Origin of the sequence: Pluralibacter sp., from assembly GCF_019237635.1 — a bacterium.
Lineage (GTDB): Bacteria > Pseudomonadota > Gammaproteobacteria > Enterobacterales > Enterobacteriaceae > Enterobacter_B.
Map to the genome: position 1 here is coordinate 1 of NZ_JAFAGS010000170.1, position 21200 is coordinate 21200.

Consider the following 21200-nt stretch of genomic DNA (forward strand, 5'->3'; position numbering starts at 1 on the left):
AATTTTATATTACAGCTATCACTAAGAACATATTATATCTTGCGCAAACAGCGTTCGCGTTGGTGCTGGCGGGGACTCATTATACTAACACTAAAGAATAATCTGGTGTCAAAAAAACTGTATAAAACAGTGCCTTAAGAAATATCCTATATAGGACAATTATTAACATTGAAACACCACAGGCACTTCCTGATAATAATATCACTTTAGTTTGACTATTCTTCATGGCTTTTGACACTGTCAAGCCGCCGTAGGGATATTGTTGCTGTTATCCGACAGGGATGTTTATGAAGACGGAGTGTTTCCGTCAAACCGTCATAACTAAAGCGTTACTGGAGTCATTTGATAAATAAGTTGCACCAGCGACTCGGGTTTCTTATTGCCCTAAAAAATGATTCCAGCTTTTTGTTTTTAATTTCAGGAACGAACTTGTATGAAAAAGCATGTATTAGCGATGGTGGTAACGGCAATGATGGCAAGCGGCGCAGCGACGGCGGCGCAGGCAGGGATTACGACCTCTACCACCGTATCCGGCGGCACGGTAAATTTTGTCGGCCAGGTGGTTGATGCCGCCTGCGCCGTCTCCGCAAACTCCACCGATCAGACCGTCACCCTGAGCCAGGTGCGTACCGCGAAGTTAACCGCCGCGGGCGCTGTAGCGAACCAGAAAGAAGCTTTCAGCATCGATCTGGCGGACTGTGATACCACCGTTAGCCAGAACGCGGCAGTCATCTTCAACGGCCAGGAAGACAGCACGCAGCCGGGGACGCTGGCGAACACTGCCGGTGCCGGTTCGGCAACTAACGTTGCGCTGCAGCTCTACGGACCGGACGGCCAGGTGCTGAACGTCGGCGATACCTCCTCCACCGTCACGCTGGTTGACGGGGCAAACAGCATCCCTCTGAGCGTGGACTATATCGCCACGGGGGCGGCAACCGCTGGCAATGTTGCGGCAACCGCGACGTTTAACATGGTGTATTCCTGATACGGCAAGCCCCCGGCCAGCCCGGCGGGGGCTTTCTTGAGGTTGTCGTAAGAGGAGTTCGTTATGCGGCTGGATGCGCATCGCCCTGTTGTTCCCTTACTGCTTTCCATGGTCGCCACGCTGCCCGCCTACGCGGGTAACCATCACTACGTGAATATTCACGGCGGCGACGTGCATTTCTATGGCCAGGTCGTCAACGCTGCCTGCTCGGTCAGCGCCGACAGCCGGAATCAAACCGTGCAGATGGGGCAGGTTCGCAGCAACCAGTTCGCTTCTCTGGGCGACTGGGAAGACCCGCAACCTTTTCAGATAGTGCTGGAGGATTGCGATACCACCGTCAGCCAGAACGTCGGCGTCTTGTTTACCGGTGAATCAGACGGCAAGGACCCGCTGGTGTTTCGCGCAGGTTACGGCGCGGGCGCGGCCCATGGCATCGGGATCGGTATTTTTGACGGTGCAGGCAACCTGCTCATTCCCGATACCCGGCCTCCCTGGTTCGCGCCTTTGCAGGAGGGCGAGACCGTACTGAGCTACACCGCCCGCTACCGGGCCACCGACCGCCGGGTCAACGCTGGCAGCGCCAGCGCCCAGGTATGGTTCAACGTGATTTATCAGTAACCACGACTGACGATTAAAGAGACTGACATCCTAATGAAAGCCAGATTTCAATGTAGCCAGGCGGCCTGGCGGCGTCTTTTGACGTCCGCGGGTCTGTTCGCCTTCACCCTGGGGATTGCCGCCGGAGCCCATGCTGGCGGTGTGGCGCTGGGCGCCACCCGCGTTATCTATCCTCAGGGCGAAAAGCAGGTTTCCCTGCCGCTGACTAACTCATCGGAGAACAACGATTTTCTGATTCAGTCGTGGGTGGCAAACCCGGACGGCGCGAAGTCACAGGACTTCGTGATTACACCGCCGCTGTTCGTCATTCACCCGAAAAAAGAGAACACCCTGCGCATTATGTACGTGGGCCCGGGTCTGCCTGAGGATCGCGAAAGCGTGTTCTACCTGAACAGCAAGGCCATTCCGTCGGTGGATAAAAGCAAGCTGGCGAGCAATACCCTGCAGATTGCTACCCAGAGCGTGATCAAGCTGTTTGTTCGCCCGAAACACCTGCCGACGCCGTCGGTCAACGCGCCGAAAACGCTGACCTGTCAGCAGGGCGGCGGCAAGGTGACGGTGAACAACCCATCGCCTTATTACGTTTCGCTGGTGCAGTTCTATGCGGGCGGCACACGGCTGCCGAATTCCATGGTCGCCCCCAAAAGCAGCCTGACGGTGGCGGTGCCTGGCGGTCAGGGCGGCAAAGTCAGTTTTCAGACCGTCAACGATTTCGGCGCCAATACGCCCACCCAATTCTGCTCGGGGTAATCCCTGCCATCTGAAAGCAAGGTCATCAGCGCATGAAGCGTCATCTACACAGAGAATGTAACACCGTGGCTCGGCTGCCGTTGCCTCAGGTTGCGCTGGCGCTACTGGGAGCGCTGGCGGCGCCGAAAGGGATCGCCGGGGACTATTTCAATCCGGCGTTCCTGTCGAGCGACCCGGGCGCGGTGGCCGACCTCTCCCGCTTTGAAGGCAATGGACAGGCACCCGGCACCTACCGCGTGGACGTCTGGCTGAACGGCACGTTTCTCGCGACCAGGGATGTGACGTTTACCGCCCGCGCGAAAGCCGCCGCGACGACGCAACAGGCGGATGACACCGGCCTCGTCGCCTGTCTGACGCCAAAAGCGCTGGATGCCATGGGGGTTAACCTGCAGGCATTTCCATCGCTTGCTAAGGCGCAGCCGGACAGCTGTGTGGACGTGACCGCGGCGATCCCGGCGGCAACGGCGGCGTTTGATTTCGAGCATCAGCAGTTGAATCTCAGCATCCCTCAGGCGGCGATGCGCAACAGCGCTCGCGGCTATATTCCGCCGGAACAGTGGGATGAGGGCATTAACGCGCTGCTGCTGAACTACAACTTTACGGGTTCCAACAGTAGCGACCGCAGCGAAGGCGGTACGGCGGACAACAGCTACTTCCTCGGTCTGAACAGCGGGCTGAACCTGGGGGCCTGGCGCCTGCGCGATTACTCGACCTGGAACTACGACAGCGGCAGCCAGGAGAATAAAAGCGACTGGCAGCACATCAACACCTACGCGCAGCGCGATGTGATTCCGCTTAAGGGCGAGCTGACGCTGGGCGACAGCTATACGCCATCCGACGTGTTTGACAGCCTCGCGTTTCGCGGCGCGCAGCTGGCCTCGGATGACAACATGCTGCCGGACAGCCTGAAAGGTTTCGCCCCCACCCTTCGCGGCATCGCCAAAAGCAATGCCCAGGTCACCGTGAAGCAAAACGGCTACACCATTTACCAGAGCTATGTGCCGCCCGGTCCGTTTGCGATTAACGATCTCTACCCGACCTCCTCAAGCGGCGACCTGACCGTTGAGGTCAAAGAGTCCGACGGCAGTACCAGCAACTACACCGTGCCGTACTCGGCGGTGCCTATCCTGCAGCGTGAGGGCCGGGTGAAGTACGCCATTACCGCCGCGCAATACCGCAGCAACAGCGACCAGCAGGAGAATGTCAATTTCGGCCAGGGCACGCTTATCTGGGGGTTAGGGCGCGGGGTAACGGTGTATGGCGGCACGCAGTTGTCGGAGGACTACGCGGCGTTCGCTCTCGGTTCTGGCGTGAATATGGGTGATTACGGCGCGTTGTCGATGGACATCACGCAGGCGACCAGCACCCTGGCGAACGACAGCACCCATCACGGCTCCTCGGTGCGCTTTCTGTACGCCAAATCGCTCAACGACTATGGCACCAACTTCCAGCTGCTCGGATACCGGTATTCCACCTCCGGGTTCTATACCCTGGATGATACCACCTACAAACATATGGACGGTTACGTGGTGCAAACGCAGGACGGCGACGTCAACAAAACCCCCGACTGGACGGACTATTACAACCTGTACTACACCAAACGCGGCAAGGTGCAGATCAACGTCTCGCAGCAGTTGGATGACTATGGCTCGGTGTTTATTACCGGCAGCCAGCAGAGCTACTGGCACACCGATGAGACCGATACGTTGCTGCAACTGGGTTACAGCGGCACCTGGGACGGCATCTCGTACAGCATAAGCTACAACTACAACAAAGCGCCGGATGCGCCGCAGGGCGATCAGATTTACGCCTTCACGGTGTCGCTGCCGATCGGCCAGTGGCTGCACCCGGCGACCGACATGACCCAGAGCAGCCATAACGCCTACGCCACCTGGAGCATGAGCACCGACAAGCACGGCAACACCACGCAGAACGCCGGGCTTAACGGCACGTTGCTGGCGGACAACAACCTGAACTATAGCGTGCAGCAGGGGTATCAGAACCACGGCAATGGCGCCAGCGGCACCGCCAGCGTTGAGTACGATGGCGCTTACGGCAACGCCAACGTCGGCTACAACTACAGCAGCAACGGCGATTACCAGCAGGTCAACTACGGGCTGAGCGGCGGCGTTGTCGCCCACCGCAACGGCGTCACCCTGAGCCAGCCGCTGGGCGACACCAACGTGCTGATTGCCGCGCCGGGCGCCAGCGACGTCAGTGTGGAGGATCAGCCCGGCATTCATACCGACTGGCGCGGCTACGCTGTGGTGCCGTACGCCACTACCTACCGTCAGAACCGCATGGCGCTGGATACCAACTCGCTGGGCGACAAGATGGATATTGACGATGCGGTGGCCAACGTGGTGCCGACCCAGGGCGCGCTGGTGCGCGCCACCTTTAAGGCCCGCGTCGGAGAACGGGCGCTGCTTACGCTGATGCATAACGGTAAGCCGGTGCCGTTTGGCGCGGTAGTCACCCGCAGCGACGGCGGCGGCGACACGATCGTCGGCGACGGTGGTGAAACCTACTTGTCTGGTCTGACAGCGCAGGGTTCTCTGACGGCGCAATGGGGTGACGGCGCAGCGAAGCAGTGCAACGCGAATTATCAAATACCTGAAAGTCATCAGCCCCTGGTGCGCCAGAAGGTGGAGTGTTCATAACATGAGAACGTCTGTTGTCTTCTTTTTCTTGCTTTCGGTATCAGTGACCGGAAATAGCGTCGCGGCGGTCTGTAGTAACGCCAATGGGACGCCTACGCAGGTGAGTTACGATCTGACCTCCACGTTGACGAAGGATCAGAACCAGCCAGGGCAGGGGACGCAGTTGGTGAAAAGCCAGGACGTCAATATTCAGGCGGTGTGCCCGAAAGGTTCCTCCTCCAATAACCGGACTTACCGTTCGTATGTCACCACCTTTCCGGTGGCGGATACCGACGGCAGCTGGCAGTACCTGCGGCTGGACCCGGACTACATCGAAGGCGCGATGAAAATTCACGACTCTTCTGCGGGGGATTTCTACCCGCCTGCAAAATATATTCAGATGGGAACCGACACCAACGTGAATCAGGGCAAGCCGTTTAACGTCCACGACTCCAACCTGATTTTTAAAATCAGGATCGTTAAATCGTTTATCGGCACCGTCACCATTCCCCAGCAGACGATGTTTAACGTGTATGTCACCACCAATAGCGGCGATCCGTTATCCACCGTGGTGTATCAGATTGCCTACAGCGGCACGATTACCGTACCGCAAAGCTGCGAAGTCAATGCCGGGCAAACGGTGCTGGTGGATTTTGGCACGCTGTACAGTGGTGATTTCAAAAACGCCGGGCAAAAGCCCGACGACGCGCCAGTAAAAACCTTCAACGTGCCGATTCAGTGCAACGGCAGCATTAACTATCCGGCCAACCTGACGCTGCGTGTGCAGGCGACGCCAGACAGCCACTTTAACCAGGCGGTTGCGTCGGATAATACCGATGTGGGCGTGGTGGTGGCCGATCAAAGCGGCAAAATCCTGACGCCGAACGACCTCAACAGCAATATTCCGTTTACCACCGATGCCTCGGGTAAGGCGAACATCAGCTTGCAGGCTTACCCCATCAGCACGACGGGGAAATCGCCCGCGGAAGGCCTCTTTACGGCGCTGGCGTTCCTGCGCGTCGATTTTGCGTAAATCAGGTGAGGATGATGAAACATAACATCGTATTTGCGTTCTGCTTCTGTGGCGTGTTCGTCGGCAGCCCGGCGGTCCGGGCTGATGACAGCGGCTATAACCTGAAGCTGACCGGCACTATCGTGGCGGAAACCTGCAACGTGGATGCGTCGAGCGAGACGCAGACCGTCAAACTTGGGCAGTTTTCCACCGCAGATTTCCCCTCCGTCGGTTCGACCGCAACGTCGGCGCCGCTGCTGATTATGCTGACGGGCTGTACGCAAAACATCACCGACGGACAGGTGTGGTTTACCGGCACTGCCGATAGCGATGATCCTTCGCTGCTGGCGCTTTCCGCGACCGGGATGGGAACCGAATCGCAGATGGCGACGGGGGTGGGGGTGCAGATCCTCGACAGCAGCCAGTCTCCTGTCAGCATCAATAACACTGCGTCAGCGTTGTACCCGCTGCACGCTGGCGATAACACCCTGACTTTCAACCTGCGCTACAAGTCGACGACAAGCCAGGTCACGGCGGGGAACGCCACTGCGGTGATGTACTTTGACCTTCAGTATCAGTAAGGAGCCAGCATGACACGGTATTCTTTTGCGGCTTGCCTGGGCCTGGCGCTGATAGCGACGCCGCCGCTTCAGGCACATCAGGGGACGGTGTACATCACCGGCACCATTACCGATAACACCTGCGCCGTATCGCCGGACTCGAAAAACCTGACCGTGCCGATGGGCGATGTCTCCAGCAAACAGTTTGCTCAGGCGGGTGATGGCTCGCGCTATGAGCTTTTCGCTATCAACCTTGAGAAATGCGGCGGTGCGGCAAGCGGCGTCACCGTCCATTTCGAGGGGGCATCAAACGGTAAGAATCCGGACCTGCTGGCGCTGACCGGCGGCGCGGGGTATGCCACCGGCATTGGCGTGGGGATCTACAACCAGGATAAGTCGCTCATCCCGATGGGAAAAGAGAGCGAGAATACGCCGCTTGCGCCTAATCAGGCGACGGCCACCCTTAATTTTTACGCCCGCTACATCGCCGATGGCGACAGCGTCGCCGCCGGTACTGCTAATGCTTCCACCACGTTCGTGCTGACCTATGCCTGACCGTCATCGTGACCGCACGCTTATTTTACCGTTGCTGCTGTGCCTGGCCGGGCTGTTGCTGCTGTTCAGCACCCTGGCGCAGGCGGGGGTGGTGATCGGCGGCACCCGCTTTGTCTATCCCGGGGCGAAAGCATCGATAAGCGTCCCGGTGCGCAACAAATCGCTGATGCCGTTTCTGATTAACGCCCGGGTGACCGTCGGCGGCGAGTGGCCGGGCGCGGCGCAGGCCGGAGGAGAACCCGCGCCGTTTGTCATCACGCCGCCGCTGTTTGTTATTCAGCCGCAGCGGGAAAATACCCTGCGGATTATCTATACCGGCGGGGCGCTGCCTGCGGATCGCGAAAGTCTGTTTACGCTTCGTATCGCCGCCATTCCCTCCAGCAAAGCGCAGGCCAACAGTGTCCAACTGGCGGTGCGCTCGGCGCTGAAGCTCTTGTATCGCCCGACCGGGCTTACGGGGTCTGCGGAGGCGGCATACCACACCCTGTGCTGGCAGCGGGACGGCGCGGCGCTGCGGGTCAGCAACCCGGGGCCGTATTACGTCACGCTGTTTCAGCTCAGTATCGCCGGGAAAAGCCAGGAGAACGCGGGCGTCGTGGCGCCCTTTGGGCAGCGTCGTTTTAGCGGCTGCCCGTCTTCGCAACCCTGCCAGGTTCGCTGGCAGTCGATCAACGATTATGGCCGGGTTATGCCCCCGGCCACCGCGTTAATTCAACCGTAGAGTGACTCATCATGCATCTGAAAAAAAACACGTTTTCGCGCCCGCTGGCGCTGCTTCTGGCGCTTACCTGCGCGGCACCCGCCGTGGCGGCCGGTACGAACGCGTCGTTTAGCGATGCCCAGCAGGCGCAGATTGGCCCCCTTGCCGAAGCGTACTTTACCGCGCACCCGGATAAGCTTGGCGAAGCGGTGGCGACGTATCTGGCGAACCATCCTGAGTTTCTGGTCGCGGCGAGCGAAAACCTGCGTCAGCGCCAGCAGGTTGCAGAGCAGCAGGCGCAGGTACAGATGGTGTTGCAGCATCAGGCGCAACTGCTCAGCATGGATAGCCCTTCCGTCGGACCGAAAGACGCGAAAGCAAGCGTGGTGATGTTTTTTGACTCTCAGGGTTCTAACTACAGCGCGATGGCGCCGATGGTGGAGCAACTGGTGAAGGCCAACCCGGACGTACGCTTTATCTTTAAAGCGCTGGCGGCAAACCAGACGCTGGCGCAGCAGATGGGGTTTAGCAGAGCGCCAGCGTTTGTCGTGATGCCGCAGTCTGCACCTGCCAGCGCGCAGCGGGTGTATGTCGCGTCGGGCAGCACAACGCAAGAGGTTCTGCAAATGGCGATTCAGAAAGCGAAGGGACAGGCCGGGAACACGCAGAAATAAAAGACCCTCTCCGGTGTGAAGGAGAGGGTCAGGTGAAGGCGTCTTACGCCTGCTCCACGCTGATGCGCATCGCCGCAAGGGCAAAGCGCGCCGCTTTCAACACCTGCTCACACTGCTCAATGGTCAGCGTCAGCGGCGGCTCAATGCGGATGGTTTTTGCGTTGTTGAGGGTACCGGCGACCAGCACGTGCTGGCGGAACATCTCGCTGGCAAAGCTGTAGCCAATCTCGTTATCGACAAACTCGATGGCCATCAGCATCCCCTTACCGCGCGCCTCCTGGACCAGGTCCGGGTATTCGCGGGCCAGAACGCGGAAACCGTCCAGCAGCATATCGCCTTTCTGCTCCGCTTGCGCAGGCAGGTTCTCTTCCAGCAGAACGTGGATGGTCGCCAGCGCCGCCGCACAGGCCAGCGGGTTGCCGCCGAAGGTCGTGGTGTGCAGGAACGGGTTGTCGAACAGCACCGAGAACACCTCTTCGGTCGCCACGGTCGCGCCAATCGGCATCACACCGCCGCCCAGCGCCTTCGCCAGACACAGGATGTCCGGCTGCACGTTTTCATGCTCGCAGGCAAACATCTTGCCGGTGCGACCCATGCCGGTCTGCACTTCGTCGAGGATCAGCAGCGCGCCAAACTCATCGCACAGCTTACGCACGGCGGGCAGATATCCTGGTGGCGGCAGAATAACGCCGCCTTCGCCCTGGATAGGCTCAAGGAGCACCGCGGCCACGTCATCGCCGGTCTTCTTGCACTCGGCCAGCACCGAACGCATGGCGCTGATATCGCCAAACGGAATGTGACGAAAGCCCGGCAGCAGCGGCATAAACGGTTTACGGAAAGGCGCTTTCGCCGTGGCTGACAAGGCGCCCAGCGATTTACCGTGGAACGCGCCGCTGGTAGCGACAAAGGTAAATTTCCCGCGCGGAGACTGATACGCCTTGGCGAGTTTAATCGCCGCCTCGACCGACTCTGTACCGCTGTTGCAAAAGAAGCTGTACTTCAGTTTGCCCGGCGTTAGCGCCGCCAGCGTTTTCGCCAGCATCGCGCGAAGCGGATCGAGCAGTTCCTGGCTGTGAAGCGGTTGTTTAGCGAGTTGATGCTGTACGGCGGAAACCACAGTTGGATTACGGTGCCCTACGTTGAAAATACCAAATCCACCCAGGCAATCGATGAACTCCTGTCCCTGAGTGTCGACAAGCGTATTCAAACTTCCTGCTTGCCACTCTACGGCTCCGTAATCCCCGCCTGCTGTTACAGATTTTCGGTACTCAAGAAACCCCGGATTCACATGCTCCTTAAAATACTCCCGGACCTCCTGATTCAGTGATTTCATTTCCTCATGAGACAGCGTTTTTTTCTCAATGAGACTCAGTGCGTGCGCGCTGCAGGCTAATGCTGAGGCGCTGGAAGGTAACCTGTTCAAAGTATGCTCCTGGGCATCGCGTATCACATGATACTGAATTAAGTATTGCAGGGATTACGCCAGACCGGAGCGGAGCGAAAAAATCGGGATAAACGCCTGGTAGAAATTGTATGTAACAATATTTAATCATTTCGTTAACATTATTGCGGTTTTTACTCCTGCCGCGTCAGCATAAACGCAGCGAGTCGGCGAATGGGATGCATCGTTATGGTGCAAGAGCTGCACCACGGGAAGGAAAACGCACAAATTATAAGGTTTAAACGCAAATTGCGATCTGCATCAAATTTAACAACTAAAGATAAAGTGTTTATCGCCGAAATAACAATAAGCCAAAAAATAAGTAACTTAACAACCTGCACAGGACGCGCGTATGTCTTCCCATCCCTATGTCACTCAGCGTGATTATGCGCTTGATGATGACAGCACATTAATGTCTACCACCGATCTGAATAGTTACATTACCCACGCCAACGACGCCTTTGTACAGATAAGCGGCTACCGGCTCGACGAGCTGACCGGGCAGCCGCACAATCTGGTGCGCCACCCGGATATGCCGAAAGCCGCATTCGCCGATATGTGGTACACGCTGCAAAAGGGGGAGCCGTGGAGCGGCATCGTCAAAAACCGCCGCAAAAACGGCGATCACTACTGGGTACGCGCCAACGTGGCGCCGATGGTGCGCGACGGTAAAATCAGCGGCTATATGTCGATTCGTACGAAAGCGCAGCCGCAGGAGATTGCCGCCGTTGAGCCGCTGTACCAGGCGCTGAATGAGGGGCGCTGCAATAAGCGGGTGCATAAAGGGCTGGTGGTCAGCAGGCGTTTTTGGGGAAAACACCCAGCGATGCCGCTGCGCTGGCGGGCGCGCGGCGTCATGACCGCGCTGTACGCGCTGCTGGCGGCGTCGCTGCTGGCGACGGGGGCGCACTGGCTGTCGCTGCTGGTCAGCGCGCTGATGCTGGTGGTGGGGACGCTGATTTTCGAATGGCAGATTGTGCGTCCGGTCGAGAACGTGGCGCGTCAGGCGCTGAGCGTCGCCACCGGCGAGCGCAACAGCGTTGAGCACCTTAACCGCAGCGATGAACTGGGGCTAACCCTGCGCGCTGTCGGGCAGCTTGGGCTGATGTGCCGCTGGCTGATTCACGATGTCTCGGGGCAGGTGGCCAGCGTCCGTCAGGGCAGCGATGCGCTGGCTAAAGGCAACGACGATCTTAATGAGCGCACGCGCCAGACGGTGGTGAATGTTCAGCAGACGGTTGCGACCATGAGCCAGATGGCGACCTCGGTACAGAACAACGCCGAAACCGCTGCCGCCGCCGATAAGCTCTCTATTGCCGCCAGCGATGCCGCGACCCACGGCGGACAGGCGATGCAGACGGTGGTGAAAACCATGGACGACATTGCCGACAGCACCCAGCGTATTGGCTCGATAACGACCCTGATTAACGACATCGCGTTTCAGACCAATATTCTGGCGCTCAACGCGGCGGTGGAAGCGGCGCGGGCGGGAGAGCAGGGTAAAGGGTTTGCGGTGGTGGCTGGCGAGGTGCGTCATCTCGCCAGCCGTAGCGCCAACGCGGCCAACGATATCCGCAAACTGATCGACGCCAGCGCCAGTAAGGTACAGTCCGGCGCCGATCAGGTTCATGAGGCGGGGAAAACCATGGATGATATTGTCGGGCAGGTGCGCAATGTGACGCAGCTTATCGCGCAGATCAGCCACTCGACGTCGGAGCAGGCCGCCGGGCTGTCGGACCTGACCCGGGCGGTGGCGGAGCTGGACGCGATTACGCAGAAAAACGCCGGTCTGGTGGAAGAGAGCGCACAGGTTTCCGCCATGGTGAAATACCGCGCCGGGCGGCTGCAAGACGCGGTAACCGTGCTGCATTAATCCCGTTGGGAAATATCCAGCGCCGCCGGACTATGCCACTTCATCAAACCCGGATTCGGTGATGTGTTTTTGCAGGGTGGCGATGGTGTTGGCCAGCGCTTTTTCCTGCTGGCGGAAATAGGCCTCCGGGTCGGACAGCGAGGAAATCAGCAGCCAGGCTCTCTCCCGCTCCAGAGTGCGCAGTTCCTGCAGCAGTTCGGCGATCTGCTGCTTAATGGCGGTCATTTTCCGCTGCAACAGCGTCAGGTCGTTGAGTGTGTCGTGCGCAGCCAGCGGCTGCTGGCCGCGCATCAGGCGGGCCAGCAGACTGCGAATAGTGATCAGGTCGCCGCGCTGACGCGCCTGGTTAAGCTGCACCATCATGTCATTGGCCTGCGTTTTTAGCGCCTCGTCGACCAGATCCGGATGGCAGAGCTTACTGGCCTGTCGCCATAGCCGTTTCAGTTCCTGGCGGTCGGCTGGCGGCATGTTTTCCTGTAAATCACGGCGCTGCTGCGCTTTTTGCTGCTGTTCGCGCCAGGTTTCATACTGTTCGCGCGCGTCGTCACGGACCGGGTCAATGGCGGGTTCGTCGCGGCCTGTCCGCCGTTGCGCTTCCTGTCGGCGCAATGTGGCTTCCGCCAGCACTTTGCGCAGCCGCAGCACCTCAGTCATCAACGGCCCGAGGCGTGACATATACAGGTCGTTAAACGCATCCAGCCGGGTGATGCGCGCATTGCGGGTATCGAGCAGAGCACACAGCTGCTGCTCCAGCGTTTTCAGCTCCAGCTTGCTGGCCGCGATCCGCGGGTCCTGCCAGTGAACCATGGCGCGCTGGTGCTGCAGCCAGGCGATAATATCGGCCATTGCCTCGCCGTAGCGCTGTTCTTCCAGCGCCAGCGCAATAGCGAGCAGCGCGCTGTCACGGGCGTCGTTTTTCAGGTGCGGCAGCTGGCTGGCGATGATGTCGGCATCTTCCAGTTCAATGGCGTTTTTGATGATTTCCAGTCGTTTGATGGGGTTGCTCATGGGGCGCCCGCTCAGACTCCATACCCTGCGATGGGGGGCAGATTACCATCCGCGCCCCCGTGTCGCCAGCCGATAATCACATTATAAATTGCATTATTTCAATGCGTTAATCATTCAGCAGGAAATAAACCTTTAACGGAAATCAACCTCCGAAAATGAGGGTTAAACGCCAGTTTCCACGCTTAACCCCGGGCGGAGTTACGCTGTCGCGGTGAGGTGAGGAACGCGTTTAGAGAAACCACTCTGGTTTCACACCGAAGCGCGCAGAAAGCGCCTTAATGTGGGTGATGGTCAGAGAGCGCTGTCCGGATAAAATCTGGCTGACCAGCGATTTTGAACCAATCTCTTCTTTCAGATCTGAGTAGGACAATTTGTACTGGTCGATCAGGGTGCGCAGCAGCGCAACGCCGACCGGCATTTCAGCGATAGCGTTATTAAACTCAGCGAAGCGATCGCTATTATCCTCATAGTCAGCAATCTTGCTCGCCAGGAAGTCAATCAGTGGATTTTCATCGTCGTTCTCGATCAGGTAATCTACGAGCGCCAGCGCTTCACGGTAATCGCTCTCGGAAGAACTGCCCCCCAGGAAGGGGACTGCAGCGACGAGCTGTCTGGTTGCTTCAAGGGCTTTTGTCGTGTCAGTGTTCATTCTTTGTTCTCCCTGTAGCATCGGGTTAACTTGTCGTATTCAGCATGGGTTGTTATGTGCTTTACGTAGAAGCGTTTATTCACGAAATTGATGTAAGCGATAACCCTCACGTTGTTACCCCCTACATCCAAAACCCACCATTTGTTCCGGTACTTAAAATTATCCAGGCTCGGTACCAACGTTCTCAACGCTGCCGGAGATGTAAAATCCGTCTCACGCACTAAGCGGTACAGTGCCCGAATGGCGAACGAATCGTTGGGGTATCGCTTTGCCGCTTCCTCAAAAGGTTCTCTTGAAATAACGTGCATTGTGCGTTCGTTCCATCCGTTTACATTATGTAAACACTCTAGCATTGCATGTGGCTGTTTACAATATGTAAACGCTGTTTTGATTAAGACACTTCTTTACAGCATTGCCATTGCGAAAACGCGCTCACCCTATAAGATAAGCTTTATGAATAATTGAGGCCGATCATGATCAAGCGACAGCGAAAAGCCATTCTTCTTGTAGTCCTTGCCTGTCTGGTGGTGCTGGTATGCACTGCGCAGCGGATGGCAGGCCTGCACGCGCTGGTCATGAACGCCGCCGCCGTGACGCAGACCATGTCGCAACCTCAGGACAATGTTGAGGCGCCGGTTTCCCCCTGCGAGCTGAGCGCGAAGTCGTTGCTGGCCTCGCCGCCGGTGCTGTTCGAAGGGGCGATGGTCGCTGTCGCGCTGCTGCTTGCCGTACTGGCGGCGATGCCCTCGCGGCCTGAACGTCTCTGGCCTCCCCGCGTTATTTCCCCGCCCCGGCTACGGGTGCATCTACGATTATGCGTCTTCCGTGAATGAGCACTGACCTGACAACTCAGGTTAATCACTCATTTATGGAGAATTTTCATGCGAATTTTGTTCAGGCGGCTGTTGGTCTGCCTGCTATGGTTATGGCTACCCGTAAGCCAGGCCGCCGACAGCGGCTGGCTGCGCGCGGCCGATAATCAACACGCCAGCGTCAGGCTGCGCGCCCAGACGGAAGGTAACGGCGAAACGCGCCTGCTGCTGGATGTCGCCCTTGAGAAGGGCTGGAAAACCTACTGGCGTTCGCCGGGCGAAGGGGGGATAGCACCCGCTATCGCCTGGGAGAAACCGCTGGCGGTCACGTGGCGTTGGCCGACGCCGCAGCGTTTTGAGGTCGCCGGGATTTCGACCCAGGGCTATCACGGCGACGTCAGCTTCCCGATGACGATAGCGGGCGCGATACCGCCGGTGCTGAAGGGCGTGCTGACGCTCTCGACCTGTAGCAACGTCTGTATTCTGACCGACTACCCCTTCTCGCTGGAGATGTCGGCGCCCGTGGGAGACCGCTTCAGCTACGACTTTACCCGCGCCATGGGCACGCTGCCGCTTCCTGACGGCCTGACCTCCCGGCTTAGCGCGTCTTATGCCCCCGGCACGCTGACGGTGACCGCCGTGCGTAGCGCCGGTTGGCCGCAGCCATCGCTGTTTCTCGACGGTATGGAGGACGTGGACTTCGGCCGCCCGACCTTTTCGGTGAAGGGCGATACCCTCACCGCCACCGTACCGGTCAGCGACAGCTGGGGCGACGTTGCGCCGGATCTCTCCGGCAAGCGCGTGTCGCTGGTGCTGGCGGACAGCGGTCAGGCGCAGGAGAGTGCGGTCACACCCGCTAAAGGCGCGCCTGCGGCTGGCGTCGCGTTCGGCTGGGCGCTACTGATGGCGCTGGCGGGCGGGCTTATCCTCAACGTGATGCCCTGCGTGCTGCCGGTGCTGGCGATGAAGCTGGGGTCGCTGGTCCAGACGCAGACCGCTGAGCGCGGTGTGGTGCGACGGCAGTTTCTGGCCTCCGTTAGCGGTATTGTGGCGTCATTTCTCGCACTGGCGCTGATGATGACCGTGCTGCGGCTCGGCAATCAGGCGCTGGGTTGGGGCATTCAGTTTCAGAACCCGTGGTTTATCGGCGCGATGACGCTGGTGATGGTGCTGTTTAGCGCCAGCCTGCTGGGCTTCTTTGAGCTTCGCCTCTCCTCCGGCGCCAGTACCTTCCTGGCGACGCGCGGCGGCAACGGGCTGATGGGGCACTTCTGGCAGGGGGCTTTCGCGACGCTGCTGGCCACCCCCTGTACCGCACCGTTTCTCGGCACCGCGGTGTCGGTGGCGCTGGTGGCGCCGCTGCCGCTGCTGTGGGGGATTTTCCTCGCGATGGGCATCGGCATGAGCTTGCCGTGGCTTTTGATAGTCGCCTGGCCGGGGCTTGCGCGGCGTCTGCCGCGCCCGGGACGCTGGATGAACGTCGTGCGGGTCGTGCTTGGGGTGATGATGCTAGGCTCATCGTTGTGGCTGATGAGCCTGCTGACGGTGCACATTGGTCACGGCGCGGTGCTGGGGCTGACGGCGGTGCTGGCCGTGGCGCTGTGGCTGGCGACGCTCTGGCGCTACCGCTGGCGCACGGCGCTGCGCGTGGGGGCGCTGGCGCTGGTCGTGGCGGCGGCAGTTGGCGCGGTCTCCTGGCCTGATGGCTCAGGGACGTCGCGCGACCGCGTAAACTGGCAGCCGCTCAGCGAACAGGCGATAGCCAATGCGCTGGCGAACCACAAACGGGTTTTCGTTGATGTCACCGCCGACTGGTGTGTGACCTGTAAAGCCAACAAATACAATGTTCTGCTGCGTGATGACGTGCAGGATGCCCTCTCGGAACCGGATGTGGTGGCGCTACGCGGCGACTGGAGCCGCCCGTCAGAGACTATCAGTCAGTTCCTGACCGCCCGCGACAGCGCGGCGGTTCCGTTTAATCAGATCTACGGACCGGGATTACCGCAGGGCCGCGTGCTGCCTGCGCTGTTAAGCCGTGAAGAGGTTATTACCACCCTGTCCGACGCAAAAGGAAAAGAATAATGAAAATGTTAACTGCACTACTCCTGCTCTGTTTTTCGGCGTTCAGTGTCGCGGCGCCCACGGCTCCGACGGCAGAAGATTCACCGCCTGCGGATTCCACGCAGGCGCAGCTGGAAGCGCTGCTGTTTAACGACCCCAGTAGCCCGAGGATGGGGGCGGAGAAACCGCGTCTGACCATCGTGACCTTTACCGACTACAACTGCCCGTACTGCAAGCAGTTCGACCCGATGCTGGAGAAGATCGTGCATGACAACCCGGACGTGCAGCTGATTGTGAAGCTGCTGCCGTTTAAGGGGCAGAGCTCGGTGAATGCCGCGAAGGTGGCGCTCTCGACCTGGCGCCAGCAGCCGGAGAAGTTCTGGCCGCTGCACCAACGGCTGATGGCGAAGAAGGGGTCTCACGATGACGCCAGCATTCTTGCGGCGCAGAAAAAGACCGCTACCGACGGGATCAGCGTGGATGAGAAAACCATGGAGCCGCTAAAAATGAACCTGATTTTGTCGCAAGTGCTGGGCATTCAGGGAACCCCTGCGACCCTGATCGGCGATCAGATGGTGGCTGGCGCTATCCCGCAGGATGACCTGGAGGCGTTGGTGAAAGAACAACTGGCGAAAGCGAGTGCGGGCTAAGCTGCGTCGCTGGCTGCGCGAAATCGTCGTATTGCTACTGATCGCCGCCGCGGCGATGTGGGCGATGGATACCCTGCGTAAGCCCGCGTTACCGCAGGGGTTCATCAGTACGCCGCTGCATACGCTCGACGGCGAGCAGGTTTCTCTGGCGACAATGAGCCGCGAGCGGCCGCTGCTGGTTTATGTCTGGGCGACATGGTGCGGTATCTGCCGTTATACCACGCCATCCGTCGCGACACTGGCGCAAGAGGGTGGCAACGTGATGACGGTGGCGCTGCGTTCCGGCGATAATCGCACGCTGGAAACATGGCTTTCGCGCAAGGGGTATGCGATGCCCGTGGTGAACGACGCGACGGGTCAGCTTGCCCGTCAGTGGGATGTGCAGGTCACGCCGACGCTACTGGTTATCGATAACGGCGAGGTGACCGCCATGACCACCGGTTGGACCAGCGGCTGGGGGATGCGCCTGCGTCTGTGGCTGGCGTCGTGATGCGGTGAATGACGTCGGGTTCGCCTGTGGCGGGTCCGGCGTCAGATCTCATCAATCTTTTTCAGATCCATCTCTTCCTGAATGCGATCGCTGTAGGCCATGTGCGTGCGGATCGCTTCATCAATACCGGCATTATAAAACGCCGGGCCGAACGCTTTCGCGATGAAATCAACGAAGAACTCAGCGTCAAATTGCTCCAGCGTAAGGTCGAAATGCTCGTCGCAGTAATCGCTCAGACGGCGCGCCAGGCGCTGTTTTTCTTCGGCGGTAAGGGTGATATCGGTCATGGCGGGGTCCTGGTGGTTGGCGATGATCGGTTACTTTACCGGGGTTAGCCGGGCGCTGGAAGGTGGCTCGCAAAATGAATACAGGAAAACTATTCAGGTACTCTCGTTGTTAGTATGGCGATGCATCAAGGTTGATCCTGATGGGGTAGCCTGCGTTAGTGTACGAATAAATGTTGCCCCGTACCCGCAAATAAAGCTGGCCATCTTTGACCGTGGTGTTAGCGGTACCGTCGTCAGTGATCATAAAGGGTGTTTCTCGCTCAACGTGATCCATAAAGTCGGCATCATCTTTATTCGCATCATATAAAAAGTAATGGTATGAAAATGAGGTTGCAGCGCCTGCACTGGTTTGTGTAATGTATAAATTTACTAAATTATTTACTTTAGTTTTTTTAAATAAATCCTGCCCTACAGGAAAGGTCATAAAGTAAAAAATCCATCCAACCCAGATAAGAACAAAAAGTACCGGGATGAGGATGTAGCGTTTCTTAAAAACCCGTTCTTTTTGCATAGTTAATTCCAGATTTAATCCATGTCTGATCGTTGGGGTCATCGCCGAAAGGAGGGAGATAATACCAGTTACCATACTTAATATCGATATTCCCGGATTTTGATTGTGCCCATCCAGCCGCTCTCAATAGTATTTGTTCTGGTATCCCTGCTGCTGTACCTACAGCCCCGTAATTGAAATTCCCGAAATCAGCATACTTTCGATCTATTTGGGTTTTATAATCCCATGGACCATGTAATCTCACCTGTTGATAAAACCATGCATACGTTAGAGCAGATGGTCCTTTGTGAAAGCGTGCTATCATTTACAATAGATACGCCTTCAGGAACCCTCAGCGACTCTGGGTAAGCGGGAGGCGTTGGATGTACAGGTATTGTGGGATAGCGCATGATTAACGCTCATCCCAACAGTCGGTAAATTGCAGATTACCATCACAGTATTTCCAGGTGATCTTCGCATAGCGCAGCTCCACCAACTCAAGGTGGTTGTGCTTTTCTTTTGTAGGATCTTTAATATCGTGCATCAGAGGGGATACGGAAACTATTTTAACGGATTCAAGTAACATGTTGTAGTATTCTACTTCCTGTCCGGCATCATTTATAGTGTACCACTTGAACTCTGCAGACATCAGGCATTGACCCGTCGAACAGGCTTTAAACAAGTATGGGGAGGATGAATCAAAATCTTTTTGAAAATGGACGGCCCCATGTTTTCTTGTGCCTGTTGCTTTTCCCGTAAAGGCGTCAGTAGGGAAGCTTAAGTTGTGCGAGAAGCCTGTAACCTCAATACTGCCTTCTCTATTTTTTACATCGACGGAGCCCTTGATGTTAGCACCGCCATCATCTTTTAGAAACAAATAGGCTGGGATGGCCATAAAACACTCCATGTAGTCATAAAAGTAAAGTCAACATTACTCCTCTGCGTTTTGGTAATATGTAATATTCTGTTTTAAATAATAAATAATTATAATGCCAAGGATATATTTAATGGTTTTTTATTAATTTTTTGGATGTGTTTGAATTGTCCGTTGGGTAGTGAAATGAATTACACGAATATCCAATGTTTATCATATCTACTTCCTGGTTTAAACGTGAACGCAGGTTGGGCTTACACCTTAGGCTGGGGGATGTGTGTGTTAGTAGACCATCTGAAAACACCTTTTATGGTACGAGGAAGCTGGCTTATATCTGCTTGTTATCAGACATTTTTTCTCTTGTAAGGGTGAAAAAAACCTGACTGAGAATAACAATAAAGTGTAGAAATAAACGGCATGAAGCACGGAATGCTACGAAGGTAAGCAGGGTGTTAGTATATTTTGTGACCAGTTCAAATTTTACACATGAGGTTGACGTGATGGACGATGCTGTACTGCACTCCGCAGGGTTAGACGAATTGCTGAGAACGCACCTGGACAGACATTTGCAGGGCGAGATTCCCTATCTGCGGGCACTGGAATTAGCCGTGGTGGAACTTAGCCGGGAAAACCGGGATATGAAAGCGCGACTGCTCGAGTATTACAACGTGCAGGCTGGCGGACATTAATACCATTACTGTTATTGGCAAGGGCGGGATGCCCTTGCCGACCTCTCACTCAATACCGGGTATTTTCAGAAGCTGTAACCCATTTTCAGGTAGATACCCGAGTTGTTATCTTTACCCATGGCATATTCGAGGTTGGCGACGATACCGGCTTCCGGTTTAAGCACATACTGGATACCAGCGCCCCAGGCGGGATAGACGTTTTCGCGATCGCCACATGCCAGCTTCTCGCCGTTGACCGAGTCGCCATACAGACAGGCGACGCCGACAAACAAGGTTGCCGTCCAGCGTTCCGCCAGCTGGTAGCGTTCCTCAACTTCTACGGATGACATATTCTGCGCCAGGTATTCACCTGGGGTATAGCCGCGAAGATACACCGGAGAGTAGGCGCCAACCGGCGCGTCGCTGGAGAACTGGTGGCGGCTGCGTACTGCCAGCACGTTGCCTGCCCCGTGCTGCCAGTAGCCACGGTAGTCGATGCGGTAAATATCGAAGTCCTGCTGCCCGCCCCAGGCGTCCAGATAGGCCATATTGTTCAGGTTGAGGTACCAGCCTTTGGTCGCCTTGAAGTCGCTATCGCGGGAGTCATGCATCACAACCGCGCCGACGCCGCCGGATTTGTAACCCACCAGCCCCATTTCATCAAGGATATCGCTGGTTACCGGGTCCTGTCCCTGGAGCTCATAATTGGAAGAGGCCGCCTGCGCGCCGATAAACCAGTCGCCTTCCACGCGATAGAGGTAGCGGAAGAACGCGAAGCTGTAGTTGTCGTTTGTCGCCAGCGACTGGCCGGAGCCGAGGTAGTTTTCGTAATCGTTATTGATATTCCCCACCATTGCGCCACCGATTATTCGGTGGCGATCCTCACCGAAGGAGGTTTTGGCAAACACGTTGGCGATAAGCGACTCCGAGGTGGTGTATTTGGCCGAAACGCCAAACATTGAGGGGCGCGACTTTTCGTCGAATTGGTGCATGTAACCCACCATCAGCCCTCCCGCCGTATCCAGCTTTGGGCTGGAGCTTAATAAAGGAACAAACAGCCAGGGCGACGGCGCTTTCTTTTCCTCGTCATTGGTGGTTTCCGTCCCGGCAGCGGCCGGAAGCGGCATAGCGATGAGGGTAAGCGCGACAGTCAGGCTGAGCGCAAGAATCATGGTGGATATCAAAAGCAGAGGCTCCGCAGAAAATGAACGAGAGGTTACTGGTCGCGCCGCAGGCCGCGTCGGATGGCATACAGCACCGATAACCCGGCAACGGAGGTCACGAACAGGGTGATAAATATTGCGTCGGCAATCAGCCAGTAATCCTCGGTGTTGAACATGCTCAGGTCCCATAACAATAAACCCGCGCATTTTGCATGGGTTTATCCGCGAGTTCTTGCGCTTT

At 57.3% G+C, this 21200-nt stretch carries 25 protein-coding genes; 15 read left to right on the forward strand and 10 right to left on the reverse strand.

Annotation, left to right across the window (positions count from 1 at the left end):
- Positions 1 to 433: 433 nt before the first annotated feature.
- The 9 genes from JO226_RS19800 to JO226_RS19840 all read left to right on the forward strand — a co-directional run bounded on the left by JO226_RS19800 (position 434) and on the right by JO226_RS19840 (position 8493).
- Positions 434 to 985, forward strand: coding sequence for a fimbrial protein BcfA (locus JO226_RS19800; protein ID WP_296406598.1), 552 nt, complete (start codon positions 434 to 436; stop codon positions 983 to 985).
- A 63-nt stretch (positions 986 to 1048) separates the two neighbouring features.
- Entirely contained in the window at positions 1049 to 1603 is a 555-nt protein-coding gene (locus JO226_RS19805) for a fimbrial protein (protein ID WP_296406599.1), read from the forward strand.
- A 33-nt stretch (positions 1604 to 1636) separates the two neighbouring features.
- Positions 1637 to 2353 carry a fimbria/pilus periplasmic chaperone gene (locus JO226_RS19810; protein ID WP_296406601.1) on the forward strand — a complete coding sequence of 239 codons (717 nt, stop codon included), beginning with the start codon at positions 1637 to 1639 and terminating at the stop codon, positions 2351 to 2353.
- A 32-nt stretch (positions 2354 to 2385) separates the two neighbouring features.
- Positions 2386 to 5013, forward strand: coding sequence for a fimbrial biogenesis usher protein (locus JO226_RS19815; RefSeq protein WP_296406603.1), 2628 nt, complete (start codon positions 2386 to 2388; stop codon positions 5011 to 5013).
- Position 5014: 1 nt separating this feature from the next.
- A complete protein-coding gene (locus tag JO226_RS19820; protein ID WP_296406605.1) occupies positions 5015 to 6025 on the forward strand; it encodes a fimbrial protein in 1011 nt (336 codons plus the stop codon).
- 14 nt (positions 6026 to 6039) lie between these two features.
- Positions 6040 to 6585, forward strand: a complete 546-nt coding sequence (locus JO226_RS19825) for a fimbrial protein (protein ID WP_296406607.1) — start codon at positions 6040 to 6042, stop codon at positions 6583 to 6585.
- Between the two features lie 9 nt (positions 6586 to 6594).
- On the forward strand, positions 6595 to 7119 hold the full coding sequence (locus JO226_RS19830) for a fimbrial protein (RefSeq protein WP_296406609.1): 525 nt from the start codon (positions 6595 to 6597) through the stop codon (positions 7117 to 7119).
- On the forward strand, positions 7112 to 7840 hold the full coding sequence (locus JO226_RS19835; RefSeq protein ID WP_296406611.1) for a fimbria/pilus periplasmic chaperone: 729 nt from the start codon (positions 7112 to 7114) through the stop codon (positions 7838 to 7840). The genes JO226_RS19830 and JO226_RS19835 overlap by 8 nt, the downstream gene beginning before the upstream one ends.
- A gap of 11 nt (positions 7841 to 7851) precedes the next feature.
- On the forward strand, positions 7852 to 8493 hold the full coding sequence (locus JO226_RS19840; protein WP_296406613.1) for a hypothetical protein: 642 nt from the start codon (positions 7852 to 7854) through the stop codon (positions 8491 to 8493).
- Between the two features lie 43 nt (positions 8494 to 8536).
- On the opposite strand, the gene ygjG is transcribed toward JO226_RS19840, so the two are convergent.
- Positions 8537 to 9916, reverse strand: a complete 1380-nt coding sequence (ygjG, locus tag JO226_RS19845) for a putrescine aminotransferase (RefSeq protein ID WP_296406615.1) — start codon at positions 9914 to 9916, stop codon at positions 8537 to 8539.
- 370 nt (positions 9917 to 10286) lie between these two features.
- On the opposite strand from ygjG, the gene JO226_RS19850 reads away from it, so the two are divergent.
- Positions 10287 to 11807: a PAS domain-containing methyl-accepting chemotaxis protein gene (locus JO226_RS19850; RefSeq protein WP_296406617.1), complete on the forward strand. Its 1521-nt coding sequence runs from the start codon at positions 10287 to 10289 to the stop codon at positions 11805 to 11807.
- 30 nt (positions 11808 to 11837) lie between these two features.
- Here JO226_RS19850 and JO226_RS19855 read toward each other — a convergent pair whose 3' ends face one another.
- The 3 genes from JO226_RS19855 to JO226_RS19865 form a co-directional block, all read right to left on the reverse strand.
- On the reverse strand, positions 11838 to 12815 hold the full coding sequence (locus tag JO226_RS19855) for a DNA repair protein (RefSeq protein ID WP_296406619.1): 978 nt from the start codon (positions 12813 to 12815) through the stop codon (positions 11838 to 11840).
- A 229-nt stretch (positions 12816 to 13044) separates the two neighbouring features.
- Entirely contained in the window at positions 13045 to 13464 is a 420-nt protein-coding gene (locus JO226_RS19860; protein ID WP_296406621.1) for a helix-turn-helix domain-containing protein, read from the reverse strand.
- Complete coding sequence (locus JO226_RS19865; RefSeq protein WP_296406624.1) at positions 13461 to 13772, reverse strand: type II toxin-antitoxin system HigB family toxin; 312 nt, start codon at positions 13770 to 13772, stop codon at positions 13461 to 13463. The genes JO226_RS19860 and JO226_RS19865 overlap by 4 nt, the downstream gene beginning before the upstream one ends.
- A gap of 165 nt (positions 13773 to 13937) precedes the next feature.
- On the opposite strand from JO226_RS19865, the gene JO226_RS19870 reads away from it, so the two are divergent.
- From JO226_RS19870 to JO226_RS19885, 4 genes are read left to right on the forward strand one after another with little or no spacing between them, the layout of a single operon-like run.
- Positions 13938 to 14297, forward strand: coding sequence for a copper resistance protein (locus tag JO226_RS19870; RefSeq protein ID WP_296406626.1), 360 nt, complete (start codon positions 13938 to 13940; stop codon positions 14295 to 14297).
- Positions 14298 to 14345: 48 nt separating this feature from the next.
- Positions 14346 to 16358, forward strand: a complete 2013-nt coding sequence (locus JO226_RS19875; protein ID WP_296406627.1) for a protein-disulfide reductase DsbD — start codon at positions 14346 to 14348, stop codon at positions 16356 to 16358.
- Entirely contained in the window at positions 16358 to 16987 is a 630-nt protein-coding gene (locus JO226_RS19880) for a DsbA family protein (protein WP_296406629.1), read from the forward strand. The genes JO226_RS19875 and JO226_RS19880 overlap by 1 nt, the downstream gene beginning before the upstream one ends.
- Entirely contained in the window at positions 16977 to 17477 is a 501-nt protein-coding gene (locus JO226_RS19885; protein WP_296406631.1) for a protein disulfide oxidoreductase, read from the forward strand. The genes JO226_RS19880 and JO226_RS19885 overlap by 11 nt, the downstream gene beginning before the upstream one ends.
- Positions 17478 to 17518: 41 nt before the next feature.
- Here JO226_RS19885 and JO226_RS19890 read toward each other — a convergent pair whose 3' ends face one another.
- The 4 genes from JO226_RS19890 to JO226_RS19905 all read right to left on the reverse strand — a co-directional run bounded on the left by JO226_RS19890 (position 17519) and on the right by JO226_RS19905 (position 19149).
- Positions 17519 to 17764 (reverse strand): DUF2164 domain-containing protein, encoded by a 246-nt coding sequence (locus tag JO226_RS19890; protein WP_296406632.1) that lies wholly within the window; start codon positions 17762 to 17764, stop codon positions 17519 to 17521.
- A 109-nt stretch (positions 17765 to 17873) separates the two neighbouring features.
- Positions 17874 to 18275 carry a hypothetical protein gene (locus JO226_RS19895; protein WP_296406634.1) on the reverse strand — a complete coding sequence of 134 codons (402 nt, stop codon included), beginning with the start codon at positions 18273 to 18275 and terminating at the stop codon, positions 17874 to 17876.
- Positions 18253 to 18579: a polymorphic toxin type 44 domain-containing protein gene (locus JO226_RS19900; protein WP_296406636.1), complete on the reverse strand. Its 327-nt coding sequence runs from the start codon at positions 18577 to 18579 to the stop codon at positions 18253 to 18255. The genes JO226_RS19895 and JO226_RS19900 overlap by 23 nt, the downstream gene beginning before the upstream one ends.
- 87 nt (positions 18580 to 18666) lie before the next feature.
- Positions 18667 to 19149: an Hcp family type VI secretion system effector gene (locus JO226_RS19905; protein WP_296406637.1), complete on the reverse strand. Its 483-nt coding sequence runs from the start codon at positions 19147 to 19149 to the stop codon at positions 18667 to 18669.
- Between the two features lie 476 nt (positions 19150 to 19625).
- On the opposite strand from JO226_RS19905, the gene JO226_RS19910 reads away from it, so the two are divergent.
- The gene (locus JO226_RS19910) at positions 19626 to 19817 is read left to right on the forward strand and encodes a hypothetical protein (protein WP_296406639.1); all 192 of its coding nucleotides are present in this window, start codon (positions 19626 to 19628) and stop codon (positions 19815 to 19817) included.
- Positions 19818 to 19882: 65 nt separating this feature from the next.
- Here the strand turns inward: JO226_RS19910 and JO226_RS19915 are convergent, their stop codons facing one another.
- Positions 19883 to 20968 (reverse strand): hypothetical protein, encoded by a 1086-nt coding sequence (locus JO226_RS19915; protein ID WP_296406641.1) that lies wholly within the window; start codon positions 20966 to 20968, stop codon positions 19883 to 19885.
- A gap of 44 nt (positions 20969 to 21012) precedes the next feature.
- Positions 21013 to 21135 (reverse strand): hypothetical protein, encoded by a 123-nt coding sequence (locus JO226_RS19920; RefSeq protein WP_296406643.1) that lies wholly within the window; start codon positions 21133 to 21135, stop codon positions 21013 to 21015.
- Positions 21136 to 21200 lie beyond the last annotated feature (65 nt).

Coding starts and splice junctions, on each gene's coding strand:
- JO226_RS19800 (WP_296406598.1), top strand. CDS start 434: ATGAAAAAGCATGTATTAGCGATGGTGGTAACGGCAATGATGGCAAGC.
- JO226_RS19805 (WP_296406599.1), top strand. CDS start 1,049: ATGCGGCTGGATGCGCATCGCCCTGTTGTTCCCTTACTGCTTTCCATG.
- JO226_RS19810 (WP_296406601.1), top strand. CDS start 1,637: ATGAAAGCCAGATTTCAATGTAGCCAGGCGGCCTGGCGGCGTCTTTTG.
- JO226_RS19815 (WP_296406603.1), top strand. CDS start 2,386: ATGAAGCGTCATCTACACAGAGAATGTAACACCGTGGCTCGGCTGCCG.
- JO226_RS19820 (WP_296406605.1), top strand. CDS start 5,015: ATGAGAACGTCTGTTGTCTTCTTTTTCTTGCTTTCGGTATCAGTGACC.
- JO226_RS19825 (WP_296406607.1), top strand. CDS start 6,040: ATGAAACATAACATCGTATTTGCGTTCTGCTTCTGTGGCGTGTTCGTC.
- JO226_RS19830 (WP_296406609.1), top strand. CDS start 6,595: ATGACACGGTATTCTTTTGCGGCTTGCCTGGGCCTGGCGCTGATAGCG.
- JO226_RS19835 (WP_296406611.1), top strand. CDS start 7,112: ATGCCTGACCGTCATCGTGACCGCACGCTTATTTTACCGTTGCTGCTG.
- JO226_RS19840 (WP_296406613.1), top strand. CDS start 7,852: ATGCATCTGAAAAAAAACACGTTTTCGCGCCCGCTGGCGCTGCTTCTG.
- JO226_RS19850 (WP_296406617.1), top strand. CDS start 10,287: ATGTCTTCCCATCCCTATGTCACTCAGCGTGATTATGCGCTTGATGAT.
- JO226_RS19855 (WP_296406619.1), bottom strand. CDS start 12,815: ATGAGCAACCCCATCAAACGACTGGAAATCATCAAAAACGCCATTGAA.
- JO226_RS19860 (WP_296406621.1), bottom strand. CDS start 13,464: ATGAACACTGACACGACAAAAGCCCTTGAAGCAACCAGACAGCTCGTC.
- JO226_RS19865 (WP_296406624.1), bottom strand. CDS start 13,772: ATGCACGTTATTTCAAGAGAACCTTTTGAGGAAGCGGCAAAGCGATAC.
- JO226_RS19870 (WP_296406626.1), top strand. CDS start 13,938: ATGATCAAGCGACAGCGAAAAGCCATTCTTCTTGTAGTCCTTGCCTGT.
- JO226_RS19875 (WP_296406627.1), top strand. CDS start 14,346: ATGCGAATTTTGTTCAGGCGGCTGTTGGTCTGCCTGCTATGGTTATGG.
- JO226_RS19880 (WP_296406629.1), top strand. CDS start 16,358: ATGAAAATGTTAACTGCACTACTCCTGCTCTGTTTTTCGGCGTTCAGT.
- JO226_RS19890 (WP_296406632.1), bottom strand. CDS start 17,764: ATGACCGATATCACCCTTACCGCCGAAGAAAAACAGCGCCTGGCGCGC.
- JO226_RS19895 (WP_296406634.1), bottom strand. CDS start 18,275: ATGCAAAAAGAACGGGTTTTTAAGAAACGCTACATCCTCATCCCGGTA.
- JO226_RS19900 (WP_296406636.1), bottom strand. CDS start 18,579: ATGATAGCACGCTTTCACAAAGGACCATCTGCTCTAACGTATGCATGG.
- JO226_RS19905 (WP_296406637.1), bottom strand. CDS start 19,149: ATGGCCATCCCAGCCTATTTGTTTCTAAAAGATGATGGCGGTGCTAAC.
- JO226_RS19915 (WP_296406641.1), bottom strand. CDS start 20,968: ATGATTCTTGCGCTCAGCCTGACTGTCGCGCTTACCCTCATCGCTATG.
- JO226_RS19920 (WP_296406643.1), bottom strand. CDS start 21,135: ATGTTCAACACCGAGGATTACTGGCTGATTGCCGACGCAATATTTATC.